At 73.5% G+C, this 15,401-nt stretch carries 16 protein-coding genes; 6 read left to right on the top strand and 10 right to left on the bottom strand.

Features of this window, described 5'->3' with window-relative positions:
* Positions 1 to 226: 226 nt before the first annotated feature.
* Together GA0070611_RS24190 and GA0070611_RS24185 are read left to right on the top strand one after the other, a co-directional pair.
* Complete coding sequence (locus GA0070611_RS24190) at positions 227 to 1,192, top strand: hypothetical protein (protein ID WP_091668616.1); 966 nt, start codon at positions 227 to 229, stop codon at positions 1,190 to 1,192.
* Positions 1,192 to 2,127: a serine hydrolase gene (locus GA0070611_RS24185; RefSeq protein ID WP_091668613.1), complete on the top strand. Its 936-nt coding sequence runs from the start codon at positions 1,192 to 1,194 to the stop codon at positions 2,125 to 2,127. Before GA0070611_RS24190 ends, GA0070611_RS24185 begins: the two co-directional genes overlap by 1 nt.
* A 46-nt stretch (positions 2,128 to 2,173) precedes the next feature.
* Here the strand turns inward: GA0070611_RS24185 and GA0070611_RS24180 are convergent, their stop codons facing one another.
* The 3 genes from GA0070611_RS24180 to GA0070611_RS24170 are packed head-to-tail and all read right to left on the bottom strand — an operon-like array spanning position 2,174 to position 4,950.
* Positions 2,174 to 3,025 carry a menaquinone biosynthetic enzyme MqnA/MqnD family protein gene (locus GA0070611_RS24180; RefSeq protein ID WP_091668610.1) on the bottom strand — a complete coding sequence of 284 codons (852 nt, stop codon included), beginning with the start codon at positions 3,023 to 3,025 and terminating at the stop codon, positions 2,174 to 2,176.
* 33 nt (positions 3,026 to 3,058) lie between these two features.
* Positions 3,059 to 4,327, bottom strand: a complete 1,269-nt coding sequence (locus GA0070611_RS24175) for an MFS transporter (protein ID WP_091668607.1) — start codon at positions 4,325 to 4,327, stop codon at positions 3,059 to 3,061.
* Between the two features lie 41 nt (positions 4,328 to 4,368).
* Complete coding sequence (locus GA0070611_RS24170; protein WP_091668604.1) at positions 4,369 to 4,950, bottom strand: ArsR/SmtB family transcription factor; 582 nt, start codon at positions 4,948 to 4,950, stop codon at positions 4,369 to 4,371.
* Positions 4,951 to 5,249: 299 nt separating this feature from the next.
* Between GA0070611_RS24170 and GA0070611_RS24165 the strand changes: the two genes are divergently transcribed.
* A complete protein-coding gene (locus GA0070611_RS24165) occupies positions 5,250 to 7,322 on the top strand; it encodes a HelD family protein (RefSeq protein ID WP_197675785.1) in 2,073 nt (690 codons plus the stop codon).
* Between the two features lie 8 nt (positions 7,323 to 7,330).
* On the opposite strand, the gene GA0070611_RS24160 is transcribed toward GA0070611_RS24165, so the two are convergent.
* The 4 genes from GA0070611_RS24160 to GA0070611_RS24145 are packed head-to-tail and all read right to left on the bottom strand — an operon-like array spanning position 7,331 to position 9,565.
* Positions 7,331 to 7,930, bottom strand: a complete 600-nt coding sequence (locus tag GA0070611_RS24160) for a hypothetical protein (protein ID WP_091668598.1) — start codon at positions 7,928 to 7,930, stop codon at positions 7,331 to 7,333.
* A 4-nt stretch (positions 7,931 to 7,934) separates the two neighbouring features.
* Positions 7,935 to 8,297, bottom strand: a complete 363-nt coding sequence (locus GA0070611_RS24155; RefSeq protein ID WP_091668595.1) for a YbaB/EbfC family nucleoid-associated protein — start codon at positions 8,295 to 8,297, stop codon at positions 7,935 to 7,937.
* A 10-nt stretch (positions 8,298 to 8,307) separates the two neighbouring features.
* Entirely contained in the window at positions 8,308 to 9,234 is a 927-nt protein-coding gene (locus GA0070611_RS24150) for a WXG100 family type VII secretion target (RefSeq protein WP_091668592.1), read from the bottom strand.
* Between the two features lie 10 nt (positions 9,235 to 9,244).
* Entirely contained in the window at positions 9,245 to 9,565 is a 321-nt protein-coding gene (locus tag GA0070611_RS24145) for a type VII secretion target (RefSeq protein ID WP_091668589.1), read from the bottom strand.
* 157 nt (positions 9,566 to 9,722) lie between these two features.
* Here GA0070611_RS24145 and GA0070611_RS24140 point away from each other — a divergent pair, with 157 nt between their 5' ends.
* From GA0070611_RS24140 to GA0070611_RS24130, 3 genes are all read left to right on the top strand, one after another.
* Positions 9,723 to 10,610: an ABC transporter ATP-binding protein gene (locus GA0070611_RS24140; RefSeq protein ID WP_091668584.1), complete on the top strand. Its 888-nt coding sequence runs from the start codon at positions 9,723 to 9,725 to the stop codon at positions 10,608 to 10,610.
* Positions 10,611 to 10,623: 13 nt separating this feature from the next.
* Positions 10,624 to 11,361, top strand: a complete 738-nt coding sequence (locus tag GA0070611_RS24135) for an ABC transporter permease (protein ID WP_091668580.1) — start codon at positions 10,624 to 10,626, stop codon at positions 11,359 to 11,361.
* Between the two features lie 70 nt (positions 11,362 to 11,431).
* Positions 11,432 to 12,238, top strand: coding sequence for a VOC family protein (locus tag GA0070611_RS24130; RefSeq protein WP_167604467.1), 807 nt, complete (start codon positions 11,432 to 11,434; stop codon positions 12,236 to 12,238).
* A gap of 194 nt (positions 12,239 to 12,432) precedes the next feature.
* Here GA0070611_RS24130 and GA0070611_RS24125 read toward each other — a convergent pair whose 3' ends face one another.
* The 3 genes from GA0070611_RS24125 to GA0070611_RS24115 all read right to left on the bottom strand — a co-directional run bounded on the left by GA0070611_RS24125 (position 12,433) and on the right by GA0070611_RS24115 (position 15,376).
* The gene (locus tag GA0070611_RS24125) at positions 12,433 to 13,224 is read right to left on the bottom strand and encodes an ABC transporter ATP-binding protein (protein WP_091668571.1); all 792 of its coding nucleotides are present in this window, start codon (positions 13,222 to 13,224) and stop codon (positions 12,433 to 12,435) included.
* Entirely contained in the window at positions 13,221 to 14,252 is a 1,032-nt protein-coding gene (locus GA0070611_RS24120) for a FecCD family ABC transporter permease (RefSeq protein ID WP_091673389.1), read from the bottom strand. The genes GA0070611_RS24125 and GA0070611_RS24120 overlap by 4 nt, the downstream gene beginning before the upstream one ends.
* A 185-nt stretch (positions 14,253 to 14,437) precedes the next feature.
* Positions 14,438 to 15,376, bottom strand: coding sequence for an ABC transporter substrate-binding protein (locus GA0070611_RS24115; RefSeq protein WP_091668568.1), 939 nt, complete (start codon positions 15,374 to 15,376; stop codon positions 14,438 to 14,440).
* Positions 15,377 to 15,401: the final 25 nt, after the last annotated feature.

Here is a 15,401-nt window from a genome sequence, read left to right as displayed (position 1 = left end):
CCTCTCAAGCGCGGCAAAGTCGGCGATTATCCCGACTTCCTGGTGAGTCGACAGGCCTATGGATCTGGCATGCGGCCTGTCCGGAAGTAGACTTCCCCCGGCACACCGATCGGCTGACGACGATCGCCACTAGCTCCAGGCCACCCTCCCCCGGCCTCGGCGATCAGGGCCGTACCCATTCGGAACAGCCGGTCCCCCCGGCCAGACATCTGGAGTTCGCCCACTCATGCGACCTCGCGTGACCCTGGTGCTCGCCATCGTGGCCGTCCTCATCGGTGGCGTCATGCTGGTGCCCGCCGCGTACGCCCGCCTCTCCGGCGACGACGCCCTGCCGAGCCTCGGCGGCATCGGCGGCGGCGCGGAGAACGTGCCCGCGCCCGCGCCCACCACGCCGCCCCCGCCCACCCTGGCCGACGCCCCGGTCTCGGTGAACTTCAAGGGGCAGTTCTTCTCCTGGGCGCTGATGGACCGGAAGACCGGGAAGATCACCGGCGCGCCGAACATGAACCGGACCAACTCCACCGAGTCGATGATCAAGGCCTGGATCGTCTCGGACTACCTGCGCCAGCTCGGTGACAAGCCGCTCACCGCGCAGCGGAAGCAGCAGGTCGTCACCGCCATCCGGGACAGCAACGACAACTCGGCCGAGGCGCTCTACAACGCCGGCGGACGCAAGCCGGTGCTGGACCGGCTGATCAAGCTGTGCAAGCTGACCGACACGAAGATCTACGCCGACAAGGCGAAGTGGGCGTACACCCAGATGTCGCCGCGCGACGCGGTACGGATGGGCGACTGCATCGGCGACGGCACCGCCGCCGGCAAGAAGTGGACGCCGTTCGTGCTCGGCGAGATGACGAAGGTGCGCGGCGGCGTCGCCGACCAGAAGAGCGTGACGGTCCAGGGTGGCCGGTGGGGCATCATCGACGGCCTGCCCACCGAGATCACCGCGCAGGGACCGGTCAGCATCAAGAACGGCTTCACCATGCTCTGGGCCGACGGCAACTGGCACGTCAACTGCCTCGCGGTGGCCGACGACTGGACCCTGGCCGTGATGATGCGCTACCCCGGTGCCAGCAACCCGAAGACCCCGGCGTACGGCGCGAAGGTCTGCGCCAGCGTCGCCACCCAGCTGGTCACCCCGCAGCCCGGCGCGGCTCTCAAGGTGCCGCAGCAGCCGGTCGGGAAGCTCTGATGGCGGGCAACCGCCGCGCGCCGGGCAGCAACCGGCGTCCCCTGGTGTTCACCGCCGTCGGCGTGATCCTGGTCGGGCTGGTGCTCGTCTCGCTCCGGTTCGTACCGGGTTCCCCGCTGCACACCACCGCCGCCCCGCAGTCCGGCACCGCGAGCGGCCGGTCCACCGTGGCCCCGCCGAACCGGAGCGCCCGGACCCAGCCCTCGCCGACCCCCTCGCTGGAGCCGTTGCCGTTCGAGGCCAAGGACCTCGACCTGGACATCAAGGGCTGGTACGCCTGGAGCGTGCTGGACAAGCGCACCGGCAAGATCATCGGCTCGGACAACATGGGCGAGACCAGCACCACCGCCTCGATGATCAAGTCCTGGGTGGTCGCCGACTACCTGCGCCGGGCAGCCGAGCAGGGGCAGACCCCGAGTCAGGCCAAGCTGGCCGACGCCACCCGGATCATCCGGGACAGCGACAACACCCGGGCGCAGCAGTTCTACGAGAGCGTGGGCGGCGCGGCCTCGATCCGGCGGCTGATCTCGATCTGCAAGCTGACCGACAGCAAGGTGGCCAGTGACGGCGGCTGGAGCCGGACGATGCTCTCCCCGCGCGACACCGCCCGCCTCGGCCTCTGCATCGACGACGGCCGGGCAGCCGGCCCGAAGTGGACGAAGTGGCTGCTCAACGAGATGCGGCTGGTACGCGGCGACGGCGACTTCGGCATCCGCAAGGCGTTCCCGGCCGAGCAGCAGCAGAAGATCGCCATCAAGAACGGCTGGATCGACCGGCAGAAGGAGCGGGAGTACCACGTCAACTGCCTGGCCATCGGCGACACCTGGACGATGGGTGTGATGGTGCAGAGCCCGTTCGGGGTCCCCGGCGGCTGGCAGTACGGCATGGACAACTGCCAGAAGATCACCGAGGCGCTGCTCCGCGACGCCACCTGAGTGTTGACGGCCGGGGCTTCCCGCCCCGGCCCTCAGGGTGGGGGCGTCAGCCCTGGAAGAACTCCGGCCCGCCGGCCGGCAGGGCCGGCGCCTCGCCGATCGCGGTGGCCCGGCGGGCGAACTCCCGCAGCCCGGCCACCTGCCGCTCGCCGAGCGAGAAGTCCAGCGCCCGGAAGTAGGTGGCCAGGGTGGCCGCGTCGAACGGCTCCCAGCGGGCCGCCGCCTCGGCCACCTGGTCCAGCTCGGCCAGGCAGAGGTCACGGGAGCGCAGGAACGCCTCGTGCACCTCCTTGACCAGGCCGGGGTGGGCGGCGGCGAAGTCGCGGCGGACCGCCCAGACCGCGAAGACCATCGGCAGCCCGGTCCACTCCCGCCAGGCCTGCCCGAGGTCGGTCACCTCCAGCCCCTTGCGTGGCGCCTCGTAGAGGGCGCGCAGCGCCACGTCGCCGATCAGCACGCCGGCGTCGGCCTCCAGCAGCATCTGGGTCAGGTCCGGCGGGCAGCGGAAGTACTCCGGGTGGACGCCGTACCGCTCGCCGAGCAGCAGCCGGGCCAGCAGCACCCCGGTACGCGAGGTGGACCCGAGCGCGACCCGGGCCCCGTCCAGGTCGCCGAGCGGCCGGGTGGAGACCACGTTGACCGACAGCACCGGGCCGTCGCTGCCGACCGCCAGGTCGGGCAGGAGCAGCAGCTCGTCGGCGTGCCGCAGGTATTCCACGTGGGAGATCGGCCCGATGTCCAGGTCACCGGCGACCAGCGCGGCGCTCAGCCGGTCCGGTGAGTCCTTGTGCAGGTCGACGTCGAGCAGGGCACCGGACCGCATCAGCCCCCAGTAGATCGGCAGGCAGTTGAGGAACTGGATGTGTCCGACCCGGGGACGGGCGATGCGGTCAGCCATGACCCGACCGTATCCCCGCCGGCCGCTCCCGGCTCAGTGGGTGGGGACCGGAGTGGCCAACTCCGCAGTGTCGACGCCGTCCGGGGCCACCGCCGCGCGCTCGGCGCGTACCGCCCGGCGCACCGGCACCGCGACCGCGGCCACCACCAGCACGCCGGCGATCCCACAGCCGGCCACCAGCGGCCGGGGTCCGGCCAGCTCCAGCAACAGCCCGCCGATCAGGTAACCGGCCATCGCCGCCCCCTGCACCGCCGCCCCGAAGACCGCGAAGGCCCGGCCCCGGGCCGCCTCCGGCACCCGGCGGGCCAGCAGCAGGTTGTTGAAGACGTTGTCGCCGCCGTTGGCCACCCCGCCGGCCAGCCAGACCGGGACGAGCAGCCAGGCGGCCGGCACCGCCGCCGAGGCGAGGACCGCCAGGCAGCAGCCGCCGAGCAGGACGAGTCCGGCGCCGAGCAGCGCGCCGTCGTCAGTGAGCCGGCGGGCGACCCGGGCGAAGAGCCAGCCACCGAGCACGATGCCCAGTGTCCAGGCACCGGTGACCAGGCCGTACACGGTGGTCGAGCTGTGCAGCGTCTCCCGGATGAAGAAGACCTCGATCACGTTGATCGCACCGACCGCGGCGATCACGGCCGCGAGGCTGCCGGCCATCACCACCAGCAGCGGGTCGCGCCGGAACCGCCAGGCCGGCGCCGGGGCGGCCCCACCGTCGGTCACCGCCGCCGACCGCCGGCCACCCCGTCGGGTACGGATGAGCAGCGCCGCCCCGGCCAGCGCGAGGTAACTGGCCGCGTCGACGAGCAGCGGCACCCGGGCACCGAACTGGCCGACCAGCACCCCGGCCAGGGCCGGCCCGGCGAGCGCACCGAGGGTGCCGGCGGTCTGGTTGAGCGCGCCGGCCCGGGACAGGTCCTCGGCCCGCACCATGGCGGGCACCAGCGCGGAGAGCACCGGCTGGGTCACCGCCAGCCCGGCGGCGAGCAGCGCCACCAGGGCCATGACCAGGTACGGGTGCCCGGCGTACGCGAGCGCGAGGCAGGTGCCGGCCTGGGCGAGGGCGGTGACCACCAGCAGCACCCGGCTGTCCACCCGGTCGGCGAGCCGGCCGGTCAGCGGGGCGAGCGCCACCAGCGGCAGGGTGGCGGCGAGCAGCAGCCCGGATACGGCGAGTCCGCCCGCCCCGGCGGACTGGAGGGCCAGGGTCAGCGCGCTCGCGGCGAGGAAGTCCCCGCAGCTGGAGACGCCGCGGGAGGTGGTGACGAGCCAGACGTCGGACCAGCGCGACGGACCAGATGTGAAGGACATGCTTCGAAAATAATCCTTCACACCTGATCGTTCAACCCCGCTCAGTCCACCGGCAGCGCCCGGTACTGCACCGCGACCGTCCGCGCCCCGGCCGGCGGGTCGACCCGCCCCCGCTTGCGGTACGGCCTGAGCAGCGCCTGGAACTGCTCGTTCAGCCCGGCCAGCTCCTCGGCGGTGAGCAGCAGGACCGAGTCGCTGAACCAGGCCGCCGCGTACCAGTCGCGCGGCTCGTCCGGCGCCCGCCGGATCCACTCCCGGGCCCGCTGGGCGTCCCGGGCCAGGTGGGCGTCGACCAGGGCCAACTCGGCCGCCCGCGCCTCCGCGTCGGCGCCCGGTCCGCTGTCGACGTAGTAGGACGGACTGAACGCCTGCCAGACCCGCTCCCGGGCGTCGCCCCGGCCGGGCGCCTGCTCGATCAGCCCGAACTTCGCCAGCTCCCGCAGGTGGTAGCTGGTCGCGCTCGGGCTGAGCCCGGCGATCTCGGCGCACTCGGTGGCGGTCGCGCCGCCCTCCGTGGTGCTGAGGTGTTCCATGATCGCCATTCGGGCCGGGTGGGCCAGCGCCCGCATCACCTGCGGGTCGCTGATCGTCGCCCGGCGCGGTTCGGGACGCGCCTCGCTCATGCCCCCATGATCCCGCGCCGCGCGCCGGTCGACCCACGCCGACCCCGACAGGTCGACCCGGTCGCTACGAACCTGATGGCGGCAACGGATCGCGAATCGGTCGCGCCATCAACTCCGTAGCCTTGCCGAACCAGTCGCCCGCCGCGCCGCCGCAGGTCGACACGACCGTAATTCGGTGGCGCGGCGTTCGGGGGTTCCGTATCGTGGATGGCCGCTTGACGGCCGCGGTGAGCATGCACCGCAGCGGACGTCCCCGCGCCGGGAGCAGGCCAACCGCCCCGGACACGCGAGCGAGCATCATGTTGAGCCCTGGGAGTTCACCTGTGCCCGCAACCTCACCCGACACCGCCACCATCGCCCTGGACGCCGAACTCGTCGCCGAACGCGCGCACCTGACGGCGTCCCGCGCCGCGCTGCGCCGGATGCGCGAGCGCGCCGAGGCACTCTTCGCCACCGGCGACAAGGTCGCCGGGGACGCGTACACCGCCGAGCAGCTCGGTCGGCACATGGCCCGCCGGGTCAAGGAGCTGGCCGACGACCCCACCACCCCACTCTTCTTCGGCCGGCTCGACTTCGGCGACGGCGACCCGGACCACGCCGGACGGGAGTACCACGTCGGGCGCCGGCACGTCACCGACGAGCTGGGCGAACCGATGGTGCTGGACTGGCGCGCCCCGGTCTCCCGGTCGTTCTACCGGGCCAGCGCCCGCGACCCGCAGGGCGTCGCGGTCCGCCGCCGGTTCGGCTTCAGCACCGGCGTGCTGACCAGCTTCGAGGACGAGCACCTCGACCGGGGCGAGGAACTGGGCACGACCAGCCGCATCCTCACCGCCGAGATCGAGCGGCCCCGGGTGGGCCCGATGCGCGACATCGTCGCCACCATCCAGCCCGAGCAGGACGAGTTGGTCCGCGCCGACCTGGCCGACTCGATCTGCGTCCAGGGGGCGCCCGGCACGGGCAAGACCGCGGTCGGGCTGCACCGCGCGGCGTACCTGCTCTACCTGCACCGGGAGCGGCTGCGCCGGTCCGGGGTGCTGATCGTCGGGCCGAACCGGGCGTTCCTGTCGTACATCGCGGCGGTGCTGCCCGCCCTCGGCGAGGTCGAGGTCGAGCAGGCGACCGTCGAGGACCTGGTCGCCCGGGTGCCGGTACGCGGCGTCGACGACCCCGCCGTCGCCACCCTCAAGCACGACGTCCGGATGGCCGAGGTACTGCGCCGGGCGGTCGAGGGGCACATCGGCGCCCCGACCGAGCCGATCATGGTCTCGGACGGCTCGTTCCGCTGGCGGATCGGGCTCGACCCGCTGCACCGGGTGGTCGAGGAGACCCGCCGGGAGGGGCTGCCCTGGGCGACCGGCCGGGACCGCGTCCGGGCCCGGGTGGTGGGCCTGCTGCAACGCCAGGCCGAGGCCCGCCGGGCGGAGTCACCGAGCGACGCCTGGCTGCGCCGGATGGCGAAGATCAAGCCGGTCACCGGTTTCCTGGACGCGGTCTGGCCGGCGCTCACCCCGGACGGGCTGCTGCACACCCTGCTCACCGACCCGGCGGCGCTCGCCGCCGCCGCCGACGGCCTGCTCACCGCCGAGGAGCAGGAGCTGCTGCGGTCCGGGAAGTTGGGGCGCACCCCGAAGGCGACCCGGTGGACCGCCGCCGACGCGGTGCTCATCGACGAGGCGGCCGGGCTGATCGAGCGGCCCGCCGGCTTCGGTCACGTGGTGGTCGACGAGGCGCAGGACCTCTCCCCGATGCAGTGCCGGGCCATCGCCCGGCGCAGCGAGCACGGCTCGATCACGCTCCTCGGCGACCTGGCCCAGGGCACCGCGCCGTGGGCCGCCACCGACTGGCGGGACTCGCTGGCCCACCTGGGCAAGCCGGACGCGGTGGTGGTGCCGCTGAGCGTCGGCTTCCGGGTGCCGGCGGCCGTGGTCGCCTTCGCGAACCGGCTGCTGCCCGCGCTGGCGGTCGACGTACCCCCGGCGCAGTCCCTGCGACGCGACGGGGAACTGGCCGTGCGTACCGTCGACGACCTGGTCGCGGCGGCGGTGGCCGAGGTGCGGGCGGCGCTGGCGCACGACGGCTCGGTCGGCGTGATCGCCGCCGACGACACGGTGGACCGGCTCCGGGCGGCGCTCGCCGAGGCGGGCGTCGAGACCGCGACCGCCGACGACGTGGAGGCCGCGGCGCGGGTCACCGTGGTCCCGGCGACCCTGGTCAAGGGCCTGGAGTACGACCACGTGGTGGTCGTGGAGCCGGCCGCGATCGTGGCCGCCGAGCCGCGCGGCCTGCACCGCCTCTACGTGGTGCTCACCCGGGCCGTCTCCCGCCTGGCGGTGCTGCACCGGGACCCGCTGCCCGAGCCCTTGCTGGGCTGAGCGGCAGGTCAGTCGCCGAGCGCGGCGGCGAGCCCGCGCAGCGGCGCGCCCGACTCGGCGATCGGCACGGTGAAGGCCAGCCAGGAGCCGTCGGTGAAGTCGATCCGCAGCCGCTTCGGGTTGAGCCGGTGCCAGCCCACCCGGGCCGAGGCCACCTCGGCCCGGGACGCCGCCCAGGCCACCCGGGTCCCGGCCAGCGACCGCTCGTCGTCCGCCGCGCCGGAGAGCAGCTTCACCGGCCCGGTGACGCAGGCCAGCAGCCGCCGGTCGGTGACCGCGAGGACGGTGTGCCGCAGCTTGCCGTCCGGCCGGGCCGGGCTGACCGCCTCGTGCAGCCGGGAGGCCGCCGAGCCGGACGCGCCCCGGCCGGCGATCCCCCAGCCGACCAGGTCCACCAGCCGGTCGCCGCGCTCCCAGGTGGCCAGCGGGAGCAGGAGGTTGAGCAGCACCGAGGTGACCGTCACGCGGTCGGGGGCGCCGGTGGTCGCCGGTGCCGGCGGGGGCGGGGGTGTCACCCCGCCGCCGACCTCCGCCTGGGCGTACGCGAGCACCCGCTCGCCCGGCTCGACGAGCCGGGCGAGCGGATCGAGGTAGCTGTCCCGGTCCATCGGGTCAGTATCGGTCGTAGCCGTGGTCGTCGTCGGACCGCCGCGGGGCGGCCGGTGCGCCCGGCGCGTGCCCCATCACGTCGCCGACCAGCTCGCGGACCCGGGCTGCGGCAGCCTCCTGGGCGCGGTTCGCGGCGGCGGTGAACTCCTCGGCGAGGGTGTACGAGTCGAGCCGCATCGCGCGGGCGTTGATGTCGGCGGAGAGGATCTTGCCGTCGGCCGCCGCCGTCACCGTGACCAGACCGGAGTCGCTGACCCCCTCGGCGCTGCTCTGCTCCAGCTCGGCCATCCGGGCGCCCAGCTCGCGCTGCCAACCGTCCAGGTTGCGGGCCAGCGCCTCGATCCGGTCCAGGGCGGGAAAGCTCATCGGTTGCCTCTCAGTTCACGATCGAGTCGAAGACGTCCTGCACGCCCTTGCTGAACGGGCGCAGGTCCTCGCTGTACGTCCCGTCCATCAGGTAGTTGCGGTCCTTGTGCCCGTCCGAGACGTCGTACAGGCCGACCCCGGTGTCCAGCAGCGCACCGCCGATGCCGGGGACGTTCACCGGCGACACCTTGTTGATGACGAACTTGCCCGGGAACAGCAGCGCGGTGCGTTGCAGCTTGAACTGGAGCGCGTCGCGGGTGTAGCCGGACTTGTTCCACGCCTTGTACGCCTTCTTCGCCTTGCGCAGCTCCATCACCGTCTTGCGGTACTTGGTGAGCAGCTCGGCGACCTTCTCCAGCTTGGTGACCAGCTTGGTGAGGATCTCGGCGAACCGGGCCACGATCTTCGACATCCGGCCGACCGTGGTGGCCAGCCGGGCCAGCACCCGCACCACCGTGGCGGCCAGCGAGACGCCCGCGCTCAGGAACGCGGCGACGGCGGCGATGATCACCTCGGTCAGGAACCAGAGCAGGAACTCCAGGATCAGCTCGACCAGGAGGTTGAACGCGTCGACCGCCGCGTTCGCCGAGTCGACCAGCACCTCCTTGGTGCCGTCCAGCCCCTTGGCCAGCTCCTCGATGGCCTCCTCGACCGACTCCATCGAGGCGTGGAACTTCTCGGCCGCGTCGCCGTCCCAGGCGCCGCGCAGCCGGGCCCGGTCGGCGATCTGCTCGCCGGCGATCTGCCGCACCGCCTCGCCGGTGGTCAACGCGAGCTGAGCCGCCTGCATCAGGTCGTCCGGCTCACCGGCGACCAGCTCCAGCAGCTCGTTGAAGGGCCAGAGGACGGCCTGGGAGAGCGGCTTGAACGGGTCGGGGGTGCCCGACACGATCTGCTCGAAGTAGGTCTTGTTGCGCTGCAACGCCTCGGTGCTCATGCGTGTCCCCTCAGGCGCCCGGCGCGAACATGTCGTTGTTGTCCAGGTCGGTGCCGGTGTACGCGTCGGCCGTGTCGCGCATCCCCTCGGCGATGTCGGCCATCACCTCGGCCCCCTCCGCCAGCCCGGTCAGGCACGCCTCGAACTGCTCCTGGTACGCGGCCGACAGGCTGAACGACGCGGGCATCACCCCGAAGGCGTGCCGGGGCACGTGCCCGTCCTGGAAGAGCCGGCGCAGCTCCTGGAAGCGGGTGGCGCGATCCCGGGAGGCGGCGGCGAAGGCGGCCAGCGCCTCCGGTTGGACCTCCAGGTTCCTGCTCGGACTCGTCACGGACCCTCCCCAGTGTCCAGTCGACCGCCGCGCGCCCGAGTGTCACATGCACGACGGGACCACCACAGTAGGCGATCGTCGCCGCCCGACGGGGCAGCGGGGTTGGCGCGTACCGACTAGACAGAGCACGGGACCGCAACCCCACGGAGGAACCACGATGATCCTGGCTCACGCCGACCAGGTCAGCCGCCGGTACGGCGACGTGCTGGCGCTGGACCGGGTCGACCTGACCGTGCGCGCCGGCGAGCTGGTCGGCCTGCTCGGCCCGAACGGCGCCGGCAAGAGCACCCTGATCAACCTGCTGGTCGGGCTGCGCCGGCCCAGCGCCGGCCGGGTGGAGCTGTTCGGCGGCGACCCGCGCGACGCGGCCAACCGCCGCCGGCTCGGGGTCACCCCGCAGGAGACCGGCATGCCGGGGACGCTGCGGGTGGGCGAGGTGGTCGACTTCGTCGCCGCGCACTACCCGGACCCGTTGCCGCGGGCCGAGCTGCTCGACCGGTTCGGGCTCGCCGCCCAGGCCCGGCGCCAGACCGGCGGCCTCTCCGGTGGGCAGAAGCGGCGGCTGGCGCTGGCGCTGGCCTTCGTCGGCCGGCCCCGGCTCGTCGTGCTGGACGAGCCCACCACCGGGCTGGACGTGGAGGCGCGGCGCGACCTGTGGGAGGCCGTCCGGGCCTTCCACGCCGAGGGCGGCACCGTGCTGCTGACCAGCCACTACCTGGAGGAGATCGAGGCGCTCGCGCAGCGGGTCGTGGTGATCGGCCAGGGTCGGGTGCTCGCCGACGACACGGTGGCGGCGATCCGCGGCATCGTCGGCGTACGCCGGGTGAGCGTGACCGTGGACGGGCCGCTGCCGGCGCTGCCGGGGATCCGCGGCGTCGAGGAGGCCGAGGGGCGCACCCACCTGCTCACCGGCGACGCCGACCAACTCGTCCGCGACCTGGTCGGCTCCGGGGTGCCCTTCCGCGACCTGGAGGTCCGCCCCACCTCGCTGGAGGAAGCGTTCCTGACCATCACCGCGCCCGGCTCCGCGCCGGCCCTCGGCTGACCCGGAGGTCTCCGTGCGCCTCGCTCTCGTACACGCCCGGTTCCAGCTACTGGAGACGATCCGGATCCCGATCTCGGTGGTCGGCAGCGCGTTCTTCCCGGCCGCCGCGATGATCTTCTTCGTGGTGCCCTACGCCGGCAACGACCCGCGCGCCGCGACCCTCGCCACCGCGTCGATGGTCATCTTCTCGGTGATGAGCAGCAACATCTTCCAGTACGGCGTGGGGGTGGCAGAGGACCGCGCCCAGCCCTGGGACCCGTACACCCGGACCCTCGCCACCGGGCCCGGCCCGCGCTTCGCCGGCCGGGTGCTGGCCGGCCTGACCCTCACCTACCTGTCGCTGATCCCGGTGGTGATCATCGCGGCGGTCTGGACCGAGGCCACCATCACCGTGCCCGAGTTCGTGGCCGCCGTGTTGACCGTGCTGGTCGCCGCCGTGCCGTTCACCCTGCTGGGGCTGACCATCGGCTACTGGCTGCCGAGCAAGGCCGCGATCGTGGTGGCCCAGGTGGTCTTCTTCCCGCTCGCCTTCGGCGGTGGCCTGCTCACCTCCCCGGACACCGAGCCGCACTTCGTCAAGCTGGTCGCGCCCTGGCTGCCCACCCGCGGCGTCGCCGAGCTGATGTGGTCCGCCGTCGGCGACTTCCACCCCCGCCCGCTGGCGCTGGTCATGCTGGCGGTCTGGGTGGTGCTGCTCGCCGGCCTGGCCGGCTGGGCGTACCGGCGGGACGAGGGTCGCCGGTACGTCTGACGGTTCATGTCCGGTTCGACCCCGCCGCTTTGTCCGGTTTCGCCACGCCGGGCCACCGGTCGGTGCCACGATGCCGACAGGGCGGGCCACCGGGCCGGCACCGGCGAGAGGGGCAACCGTGGACGGCGTCGAGCCCGGCACGCCCTGCTGGGCCGACCTGGCCACGCCCGGGCTCGACGACGCGCGACGCTTCTACCCGCAGCTCTTCGGCTGGACCGGGGTGATCTCGCCGGAGCCGGCGGCCAACGGCTACACCGTCTTCCGCAAGGGCGGGCGCGCGGTGGCCGGCGCCGGCCCGCCGGCCGACCCCGACCAGGTGCCGATCTGGTCGACGTACGTGGCGACCGACGACGCGGACCTGGCGGCCACCCGGGTCGAGGCGGCCGGCGGTCAGGTGGTGGTCACCCCGTTCGACGTCGCCGACCAGGGCCGGATGGCGGTCCTCGCCGACCCCGCGGGCGCGGTGTTCTGCGTCTGGCAGCCGATGGCGATGCGCGGGGCGGAGCTGTTCAACGCCCCCGGGGCGATGTGCTGGAACGAGCTGGTCACCCCCGACCCGGAGGGCGCGACGGACTTCTACGCGCTGGTCTTCGGGTGGCAGCCGGAGGAGTCACCGACCGGCCCGGTGCCCTACACGGGCTGGCGCTGCGGCAACCGGATCGTCGCCGGGATGATGCCCCAACTGGAGAAACTGCCGGACGACCTGCCCGCGTACTGGTCGGTCTTCTTCGCGGTCGAGGACGCCGACGCCACCGCCGCCCGCGCCGCCGAGCTGGGCGGGACCATCCTCGTCCCGCCCCGCGACAACCCCGCCGGCCGGACCGCCGCCCTCCGCGACCCCCAGGGCGCCCTCTTCTCCGTCACCGCCCTCCGCTGACCCCTTCCCCCCTCTCCCAGCCCCACCCAGCCCTCGCCGCTCCCTCCGCCGCCGCAGCCTCCGCCGCCGCCGCCGCCGATCTTGCAGTTTCGGCCCCTGATGCACACCTTTTGCCCGTTGTGTCGGGGCAGCAAGTGCAAGATCGCGGAAGGCGGGGGGTGGGTGGCGGGGGGGTGGGGTGGGGGCGGTGGGGGTCAGTGGGGGCGGACGGGGACGACCAGGGGGCCGTGGGTGCCGGGGACGACCCGGACGTGGGCGCGGTAGTGCCGGGCGAGGAGGTCCTCGGTGAGCACCTCCTGCGGGGACCCGACCGCGGCGACGCGGCCTCCGGCGAGCAGGACCATCCGGTCGGCGTACTCGCCGGCGACGGAGAGGTCGTGCATGGTGGCGACGACGGTCAGCTCGTGCTCGCGGCGGAGCTGGTCGACCAGCTCCAGCACCTCCTGCTGGTGGCCGATGTCCAGCGCGCTGGTCGGCTCGTCCAGCAGCAGCAGGGTGGCCCCCTGGGCGAGGGCCCGGGCCAGGAACACCCGCTGCCGCTCCCCGCCGGAGAGGGTCGCCAGCTCGCGCCGGCCGAAGCCGGGCAGGTCCAGCCGGTCCAGCACCTCGTGCACCGCCGCCAGGTCGGCCGCCGACTCCCGGCCCAGCGTCGGGATGTACGGGGTGCGTCCGAGCAGTACGTAGTCGAGGACCGACATGCCGGCCGGGACCACCGGGGACTGGGCGACCGTGGCGACCACCCGGGCCCGGTCCCGGCGGCGCAACGACTGGATCGGCGTACCGAAGAGGGAGACCGCGCCGGGTGCGGAGAGCAGGCCGCCGACGGCGCGCAGCAGGGTCGACTTGCCGGCGCCGTTCGGGCCGATCACGGTGACCCACTCGCCGACCGCGACGGTGAGGTCGACGCCGGCCAGGATCTGCGCCCCGCCCAACTCGACCCGCAGGTCCCGCACCTCGACGGCGGGCGTGCCCGGGCCGGTGGTCACGAGAACACCCGCCGGGAGGTACGCAGCACGAGCACGAAGAACGGGCCGCCGAGCAGCGCGGTGACCACCCCGATCGGGATCTCGGCGGGGGCGGCGGCGGTCCGGGCCACCACGTCGGTCAGCGCCAGGAAGGCCGCGCCGAAGAGCATCGACAGCGGCAGGATCACCCGGTAGCTCGACCCGGCGAGCAGCCGGACGGTGTGCGGCACGATGATCCCGACGAACCCGATCAGGCCCGAGGCGGAGACGGCGGCGGCGGTGCCCAGCGAGGCGGCGGCGACCAGCAGCCAGCGGGAGCGCTGCGGGTGCAGGCCCAGGCTGCTGGCCTCGTCGTCGCCGAGCGAGAGCACGTCCAGTTCGCGGCGGTGCAGCAGCACCACGACGGCGGTGAGCGCGAAGTAGGGCAGCACCAGCAGCACGTCGTGCCAGCCGGCGGTGGCGAGCCGCCCGAGCAGCCAGGAGTAGACCTGCTGGATGCTCTCGGAGTGCCGTTGCAGCAGGTACGTCTGGCCGGCGGAGAGGAACGCGGAGACCGCGACCCCGGCCAGGATCAGGGTGGCCGGGGACCGGTCCCGTCCGCCGGCCACGCCGAGCCCGTACGTCATGGCGACCGCACCGAGCGAGCCGACGAACGCGGCGAGCGGGATGGTGACCGGCATGCCGGAGAGCGCGCCGCCGGCTCCCGCGCCGAGCGCGATCACGGCGGTCACCGCGAACCCCGCGCCGGCCGCCACTCCGAGCAGGTACGGGTCGGCCAGCGGGTTGCGGAAGACGCCCTGGTAGCAGCCGCCGGCCAGGGCGAGCAGCCCACCGACGAGCAGGCCGAGCACGACCCGGGGCAGCCGCAGCTCGGTGACGATGGCGATCTCCTGCTCGGTGAGCCCGCTGTCCAGGTGCACCCCGGGCAGCAGGTTGAGCAGTTCGGCGGCCACGCTGCCGGGCGGCAGGCTGACCGGGCCGAGGGACACCCCGGCGATCAGGGCGACCAGCACCGCGCCGATGCCGGCGACGAGCCAGCGTTTGCGCAGCCCGGCCGGCCGGACCGTCGCACCCGGTCCGGCCGGGGGCCGCTCACCGCCCGCCGCGGATCCGCGCGGCCGGGCACCGCCCGTCAGGTCGACGGGCCGGCTGCGGCCGGGCACGCCGGCCGGCCGGGACGTTTCGGGCGTCCCGGCCGGCCGGTCGGTGGATTCCGCTGGTCGCACGGTCGAGGTCAGGCCGGGACCTTGGCGGTGGCGTCGACGATCGCCTTGAGCAGCTCCACCACGCGCGGGCCCCAGCGGGAGGCGATGTCGTCGTCGAGGCCGACGACCTGGTTGTTCTTCACCGCGGTGACGCCGGCCCAGCCGCTGCGCGCCTTGACGGTCTCCGGGGTCTGCTTGCAGCACTTGGTGTCGGCCAGGAAGACGAAGTCGGGGTTCGCCTTGACGATGACCTCCTGGGAGAGCTGCGGATAGCCGCCGTTCTTCCCGTCGGCGTCGGACGCGTCGGCGATGTTCTCCAGGCCGGCGAGCGCGTAGATCGAGCCGATGAAGGTCTTGCTGGTCGCGCTGTACAGCTCCGGGCCCAGCTCGTGGTAGTAGCTGAGCTTCTTCGCCCGCTGCGGCAGGTCCTTGGTGAGCGCGGCGATGTCGTTCTTCATCTGCGTCACGACCGCGTCCGCCTCGGCCGGGTGGCCGGTGAGCTTGCCCAGGTCACCGAGCTGCCGGTAGGTGTCGTCGAGGGTGGCCGCCGCCGGGGTGAGCAGCACCGGGATCTTCAGCGTGGTGAGCTGGTCGACGATCTTGTTGGTGTCGTTGGAGAGCACCACCAGGTCGGGGGTCTTCCCGGCGATCGCCTCGGCGTTCGGCTGGAAGCCGGAGAGGTCGCTCTTGGGCGCCTCCGGCGGGAAGTTCGACTGGTCGTCCACGGCGGTGACCTGCTTGCCGGCACCGATCTTGAAGAGCATCTCGGTCGCGGTGGGCGAGAGCGAGACGATCTTCTCGGGCCGCTTCTGAAGGGTCAGCTTGCCGACGGTGACCGGGAAGGCGGCCGCCGCCGAGCTGCCGCTCGCGGCGGGGGTGTCGGTCGAGGTCTTCTCGGCGCAGCCGCCGAGGAGCAGGGCGCCGACCGCGAGGGTGGCGGCGAGGAGCCGGGGGGTACGTCGGGACATCAGTCCTCCTGTCGGTCGAGGAGCG

Source organism: Micromonospora auratinigra (assembly GCF_900089595.1).
Taxonomy (GTDB): Bacteria; Actinomycetota; Actinomycetes; order Mycobacteriales; family Micromonosporaceae; genus Micromonospora; species Micromonospora auratinigra.
Note: the sequence above shows the minus strand (reverse complement) of the source record. Positions and strands in the feature narration are given on the sequence as shown.